At 71.8% G+C, this 6,638-nt stretch carries 6 protein-coding genes; 5 read left to right on the forward strand and 1 reads right to left on the reverse strand.

Features of this window, described 5'->3' with window-relative positions; translation table 11 throughout:
* Window positions 1–21 precede the first annotated feature (21 nt).
* Together xseA and H9I49_RS11225 are read left to right on the forward strand one after the other, a co-directional pair.
* The gene (gene xseA / locus H9I49_RS11220) at window positions 22–1,491 is read left to right on the forward strand and encodes an exodeoxyribonuclease VII large subunit (protein WP_255523910.1); all 1,470 of its coding nucleotides are present in this window, start codon (window positions 22–24) and stop codon (window positions 1,489–1,491) included.
* A gap of 10 nt (window positions 1,492–1,501) precedes the next feature.
* Window positions 1,502–1,807 (forward strand): exodeoxyribonuclease VII small subunit, encoded by a 306-nt coding sequence (locus tag H9I49_RS11225; RefSeq protein WP_188030399.1) that lies wholly within the window; start codon window positions 1,502–1,504, stop codon window positions 1,805–1,807.
* An 11-nt stretch (window positions 1,808–1,818) separates the two neighbouring features.
* Here H9I49_RS11225 and H9I49_RS11230 read toward each other — a convergent pair whose 3' ends face one another.
* Window positions 1,819–2,493, reverse strand: coding sequence for a DUF4245 domain-containing protein (locus H9I49_RS11230; protein ID WP_188030400.1), 675 nt, complete (start codon window positions 2,491–2,493; stop codon window positions 1,819–1,821).
* 96 nt (window positions 2,494–2,589) lie between these two features.
* Between H9I49_RS11230 and glpX the strand changes: the two genes are divergently transcribed.
* The 3 genes from glpX to H9I49_RS11245 all read left to right on the forward strand — a co-directional run bounded on the left by glpX (window position 2,590) and on the right by H9I49_RS11245 (window position 6,395).
* Window positions 2,590–3,582 (forward strand): class II fructose-bisphosphatase, encoded by a 993-nt coding sequence (glpX, locus tag H9I49_RS11235; protein WP_188030401.1) that lies wholly within the window; start codon window positions 2,590–2,592, stop codon window positions 3,580–3,582.
* Window positions 3,583–3,592: 10 nt separating this feature from the next.
* Window positions 3,593–4,531 (forward strand): PfkB family carbohydrate kinase, encoded by a 939-nt coding sequence (locus tag H9I49_RS11240; protein WP_188030402.1) that lies wholly within the window; start codon window positions 3,593–3,595, stop codon window positions 4,529–4,531.
* Window positions 4,532–4,667: 136 nt separating this feature from the next.
* Window positions 4,668–6,395 carry a substrate-binding domain-containing protein gene (locus tag H9I49_RS11245; protein WP_188030403.1) on the forward strand — a complete coding sequence of 576 codons (1,728 nt, stop codon included), beginning with the start codon at window positions 4,668–4,670 and terminating at the stop codon, window positions 6,393–6,395.
* Window positions 6,396–6,638: the final 243 nt, after the last annotated feature.

The following is a 6,638-nucleotide window of genomic DNA, read 5'->3' on the forward strand; positions in this document are numbered from 1 at the left end:
TCTAGGGTGGCGCGGGTGAGCATGACGAGCCCGCTGCCCGAGAAGGCTGCCGACACGACGGCCGAGCAGCCATGGCCGGTGCGGGTGCTCAGCCTCAAGATCTCGGACTACGTGGACCGGATGAGCCAGCTCTGGGTCGAGGGCCAGGTGGTGCAGTTCAACCCGCGCGGTGGCACGGCCTTCCTCACGCTGCGCGACCCCGACGTCGACATGTCGCTCTCGGTGTCGGTGCCGATGAACGCCGTCAACGCGATGCCGATCCCGCTCGCGCAGGGCGCTCGCGTCGTCCTGCAGGCCAAGCCGACCTTCTGGACCAAGCGCGGCACCCTCCAGCTCGAGGCTCGTCAGATCCGGCCCGTCGGCATCGGCGACCTGCTGGCCCGCGTCGAGATCCTCAAGCGGACGCTCGCTGCCGAGGGTGTCTTCGACGTCGAGCGCAAGCGGCCGATCCCGTTCTTGCCACGACGAGTCGGGCTCATCACGGGCCGCAGCTCGGCCGCCGAGAAGGACGTCGTCGAGAACGCCCGGCGCCGCTGGCCGGCCGTCGTGTTCGAGATCCGCGAGGTCGCTGTGCAGGGCAGCACCGCCGTCACCGAGGTCGTGGAGGCGCTGCGCGAGCTCGACGGGCTGCCGGCCGTCGACGTCATCGTCATCGCCCGTGGCGGCGGCGCCCTCGAGGAGCTGCTGCCTTTCTCGAACGAGGCGATGATCCGCGCGGTCGCGCAGGCGCGCACGCCCGTCATCAGCGCCATCGGGCACGACGTCGACCAGCCGCTGCTCGACCTCGTGGCCGACTGGCGCGCCTCGACGCCGACGGACGCCGGCAAGAAGGTCGTCCCCGACGCCGCGCGCGAGCGCGGGCTCGTGGACACGGGCCGCGACCGCGTCCGCCGGGCCCTCGCACGCCGGATCGAGGCGGAGCGGTCGGGGCTGAGATCGCTCGTCTCGCGGCCGGTCATGGCCGACCCCGTCGCGCTCGTGCGCGTGCGCCGCCAGGAGATCTCGGCGCTCCGGTCCCGCGCGGCCGCGCGCATCGAGGCGCGGTTGCACCGCGCCGGCGACGAGGTGGAGCACCTCCGCCGACAGGTCGTGGCCCTCTCGCCCCAGTCGACGCTCGAACGCGGGTACGCCGTCGTGCAGCACCGCGACGGGCGCGTCGTCATGGACTCCGCCGACGTCGGCGTCGGCGAGCTGCTGCGCGTCCGCGTCGCACGCGGTGACTTCGGAGTCCGCCCGGTCAGTGCAGGGGACGAGGAGCTTCCCGCGGGAGCGGAGTCCGCGACCACTCCGGCGGCACCGAAGGCACCGAGGAAGGCGGCACCCAGGAAGTCCGCACCCGCTCGCAAGGCCGCGGCAGGCCGGGCGACCCCGAAGAGGAGCTCGACCGCCAAACCCCCGGCCCGGAGCGCGGAGGCCGGGCCGGGGCAGGCCGACACCGGCGAGTCGCTGCCGCTCGACGTGCCGTCCGACACCGACACCGACAGGTCGTAGGGTGACGGCCATGGCTGACGCGACACCCACGGAGGGCTCGTTCCCCGACATCGCCGGGATGCGGTACGAGGACGCTCGCGAGGAGCTCATCGCCATCGTCGCGAAGCTCGAGGCCGGACAGGCACCCCTCGAGGACTCGATGCACCTGTGGCGTCGCGGCGAGGCGCTGGCCGCCCACTGCGGGACGTGGCTCGACGGGGCGCAGGCGGAGATCGAGCGGGCGACCCGCCCGCAGGCCGCGCCGGACGCGGCACCAGCCACCCCGCAGCGCGCCGACGACGCCATCTTCGACGAGGACGAGGACGACGAGTCTTGACCGACCGTGGCTCAGCCGGGGGCTGACGTCGACGACTTCGTGGGCACGTCGGCTGAGGGCGCCGCAGCCACCGGCGCGAGCGCGGCGACAAAGGCCTTGAGCTCGTCCTCGGGGGCGGTCCCGCTGGCGACGACCGTCACACCCGTCGGGCCCTCGCCGCGCACGACGTAGCCGATCTGTCCCGCACCGTCGGCGACGAACCGCTCGAAGGTCCGGCCCGAGACCTGCACCGTCCCCGACGCCTCGCCGTCGTCGACGGACCGGCTGACCCAGCCGTTCGTGGCGGCGGCGGCCTGCTTGAGCGCGATGTCCGCGCCGCTCGGCGTCGTCCAGACGGTCGTGAAGGTCGGCACCTTCTCCGTGCCGGGCGCGAACGTCGCGACCGTGGCGACCCAGCCGTCGCCGAGCCCTCTGGGCAGCTGCACGGTCCACTTCGTCTGCGCCGCAACCTGGCTCGCCTTGGCGGCCGCGTCGACCGCAGTGCGCGGCACCTGGCTGGTCCGCGGGACGATGGCGACGAGGGCGAGCACGAAGAGCCCTATGACGAGCATCGAGCGCAGCATGTTGGGCAGCGTGCCCGTCGAGTAACGGCTGCGCGGCTGGACGGGCGCGTCCTGCGGGTGGCTCTGCGAAGTCGCGGGGGTCGACGGCGTCGAGGGTGTCGAAGGTGTCGACGGGCTGCTCATGCGCCCATCGTCCCCGACTGGCGGACGCGGTCCAAACCCGGCCGGCGCCACCGATAGGCTGGCGCGGACTCGTTCTGCGCCGACGGAGGACCCTTGATGAAGCACAGCCAGCCGGATCGCAACCTCGCTCTAGAGCTGGTGAGGGTCACGGAGGCGGCCGCGATGGCCGGAGGCCGCTGGGTCGGCCGCGGTGACAAGAACAAGGCGGACGGCGCAGCGGTCGAGGCGATGCGCGCCATGATCTCGACGGTGAGCATGCGCGGCGTCGTCGTCATCGGTGAGGGCGAGAAGGACAACGCCCCGATGCTCTTCAACGGCGAGCAGGTCGGCGACGGCACCGGTCCCGAGGTCGACGTCGCCGTCGACCCGATCGACGGGACCACCCTGACGGCGAAGGGGATGAACAACGCCGTCGCGGTCATGGCCGTCGCCAACCGCGGAGCGATGTACGACCCCTCCGCCGTCTTCTACATGGACAAGCTCGCCACCGGGCCCGAGGCCGCCGAGGTGGTCGACATCCGGTTGCCCGTCGCGGAGAACATCCGGCGCGTCGCGAAGGCGAAGAAGGAGACCCCCGCCGACGTCACCGTGGTGATGCTCGACCGCCCGCGCCACGACCACCTGGCCCAGGAGATCCGCGACACCGGCGCCCGCATTCGCTACATCGTCGACGGCGACGTCGCGGGCGCGGTCATGGCGGCACGTCCGGGCACCGGTGTCGACCTGCTCCTCGGCGTTGGCGGCACTCCCGAGGGCATCATCGCGGCCTGCGCCATCAAGTGCATCGGCGGCGTCATCCAGGGCAAGCTCTGGCCCAAGGACGACGACGAGCGCCAGAAGGCGATCGACGCCGGGCACGACCTCGACCGCGTGCTCTCCACCGACGAGCTCGTCGTCGGCGAGTGCTTCTTCGTCGCGACCGGCATCACCGACGGTGAGCTGCTGCGGGGCGTGCGCTACGGCGCGAAGTCCGCCCGCACCAACTCCCTCGTCATGCGCTCGCGCAGCGGCACCATCCGCACCATCGACAGTGAGCACCGCTTCGACCGTCCCGGCTGGTTCGGCAGCACCGACATGATCGACGAGTGAGGGCCCGGACGTGAGCGACGCAACAGCCCCCACCCGCACCCTCGTCGTCGGCGAGGCCCTCGTCGACGCCGTCACGAGGCCCGACGGCGACACCGACGAGCACGTCGGCGGCAGCCCCGCCAACGTCGCGTTCGGCCTGGCCGCCCTCGACCACCCGGTCGACCTCGCCACGTGGATCGCCACCGACGAGCGCGGTCGGCGCATCGAGCAGGTCTGCCGTGAGAACGGCGTCGCGCTCACCGCGGGCTCCCAGGGAGCACCCTTCACGTCCGTCGCCCATGCGACCCTCGACGCGTCGGGCGCGGCCAGCTACGTCTTCGACCTCGAGTGGCAGGTGGCTGCGGTCCCCGGCCTCACGGCATACGGCCACGTCCACACGGGCAGCATCGCCGCCGTGCTCGAACCCGGCGGCGGGCAGGTGCGCGAGATCCTCGCGGCGGCGCGCGAGCTCGGGGCGAGCGTGTCCTACGACCCCAATGCCCGACCGTCGCTCATGGGCCTGCCCGACCAGGCCAGGCGTACCATCGAGCGCTCGATCGTGCTGTCGGACGTCGTCAAGGTCAGCGACGAGGACATCGACTGGCTGTGCCCAGGCGAGTCCCACGACGACGTGCTGCGCGCCTGGGGCGCCCTCGGTCCGGCCGTGGTCGTCATGACCCGCGGTGGTGACGGTGCCGTCGTGCACGTGACCCGCACCGCGGAGCAGGAGGCCCTGCCTGCTCCGAGCGTCACGGTCGTCGACACCGTCGGCGCCGGCGACTCCTTCATGGCCGGCCTGGTGTCGGGTCTGCTCGACGACGGGCTGCTCGGAGGGCCGCAGGCGCGGGCCCGGCTGCACGCCGCGGGCCTCGCCGACATCGTGCCCGCGGTGCGGCGCGCCCTCGCCACGGGGGCCGTCACCGTCGGGCGCGCAGGCGCCCACGCACCCGGTCGACCCGACCTGGAGTGAGCGCCCGAGGGACAAATCGGACATTCGACAAGACCGCCCGGGGTCGGGCACCATTCTGCGCGGACCGCCCGGTAGTTTTGGCCGGTGGTTCACCCTGACGCCCCGGTGCCGGGGCGTCCTCATGTGAGGAAACCCCGTGTCCAACCCCACCCCTCCACAACGCCCCATCGGCCCCTACGAGCAGAGCCTCCTCGACAGCCGCGCCAGCCGTAAGGCCCTCGAGGCCAAGATCGCCGCGGCACGCCGCAATCGCATCATCGCGGCGGTGCTCGGTGTGGTGCTGCTTGCGGGCGCCGGCGTCGGTGGTTTCGCCTGGTGGAACGGCCGGGAGGTCACGCCGGTCGCGGCCCTGACCGCGGCGCCCAGCAAGTCGTGCCCCGAGCGCACCCCCGTCTCGCTGTGGGTCTCCGAGGCCGCGCAGCCCGCCGTGCTCGCACTGGCCAAGGAGTACCAGGCCGACCCCAAGTCCCCCTGCGTCGACTACGTCGTGCGTGGCAAGGCCCCCATGGAGGCGATGATCGGCCTCGGCCAGGGCCAGCCCGACCGCCCCGACGGCTGGATCCCCGACTCGCCTCGCTGGGTCGAGCGGGTCAACGCCACCGCCAAGCTCAACGCCAAGCCCGCCAAGGCGTTCGCGAAGAGCCCGCTCGTCATCGCGATGGACCCCACCGCGGCCAGCAAGCTCGAGGGCCAGCCCAAGTGGCTCGAGCTCGTCGCTTCCGACAACCCCATCCGGATGAGCGACCCGCGCTCGACGACGGCCGGCATGCTGACGCTCGCCTCGGCCCTGCCGCAGCTGTCCAGCGAGCAGGGCCGCGTGGTCATCCCCAAGCTGGCCAAGCTCGCCGCACCCTCGATCGACGACCTCTTCAGCACGTACAACGCGACGCCCGAGCAGGCCCAAGCCTTCCCGGTGGCCGAGGCGGACCTCATCGACCACAACCGGCTCTACCCGGACCACAAGATGGTCTCGGTGACGCCGAGCGAGGGCACCCCCGCCTTTGAGTTCTCGCTCGTCAACGTCGCCACCGACCCGGTCAGGGACCAGGCGGTCGAGCTGCTCCGCGCCTACCTCATGACCCCGGCCGCGGCGAAGATCTTCGCCCAGTACGGCATCCGCTCGACGGCCGTTCCGGTCACCATGCCGACCCCGCAGGGCAGCGTCGGCGACGTCAAGATCGGCCCCACGCCCGACGCCGAGACCATCGCCGCGACGACCGACCTGTGGCAGTCGGCGACGACGGACTTCTCCATCCTCTCCGTCTTCGACGTGTCCGGCTCGATGATGGACAAGGTCGGCAAGACGACCCGCGTCGCCATCACGCAGGAGGCGGCCGGCATCGCCCTCGCGGCCCTGCCCAAGACGACGAAGCTCGGCCTCTGGGTGTTCTCCATCGGTATCGGCGCGGGCGGCGCCGACTACAAGGAGCTGGCCCCCATCGGTCGCCTCGACAACGACAGCCACCGCGCGCTCGTGGCGACCGCGGCGAGCAACCTGTCCAAGAACGTCGGTGGCGGCACGGGTCTCTACGACACGATCTGGGCGGCGTACCAGAAGGTGAAGAAGCAGTACGACCCCAACCGCGTCAATGCCGTGGTCATCCTCACCGACGGCCGCAACGAGGACCCCAACGGCATCTCCCTCGAGCAGCTCAAGGCGAACCTGCGCGCCGCCAGCGACCCGAACAAGCCGATCGCCATCACCACCATCGGCATCGGTCCGGACGTGGACCCGAACGCCCTGTCGCAGATCTCGAAGATGACCTTCTCCGACTTCTACGCAGCGCCCTCCCCGGCCGACATGACGACGGTGCTCGCCCGGGCACTCTTCGACCACGACTGCAAGAACGGCCGCTGCGTCTGAGGCACGGCGCCCCGACACGGCGACAACCGACAGCTCCAGCGACAACGGAAAGGCCGTGGCTCCCGGTGGGGGCCACGGCCTTCCTGCGTGCCGGGTGGTCGGCGAGTGTCTAGCCCTTGACGGCTCCGGAGGTCATGCCGCGGATGAAGTACCGCTGTAGGGAGAGGAAGACGAGGACCGGCACGATGATCGTGACGAAGCCGGCTGCGGGGATGAGCTCGCGGCCTTGACCGGTCTGGCCTT

Source organism: Terrabacter sp. MAHUQ-38 (assembly GCF_014518425.1).
In the GTDB taxonomy this organism is placed as follows: domain Bacteria; phylum Actinomycetota; class Actinomycetes; order Actinomycetales; family Dermatophilaceae; genus Terrabacter.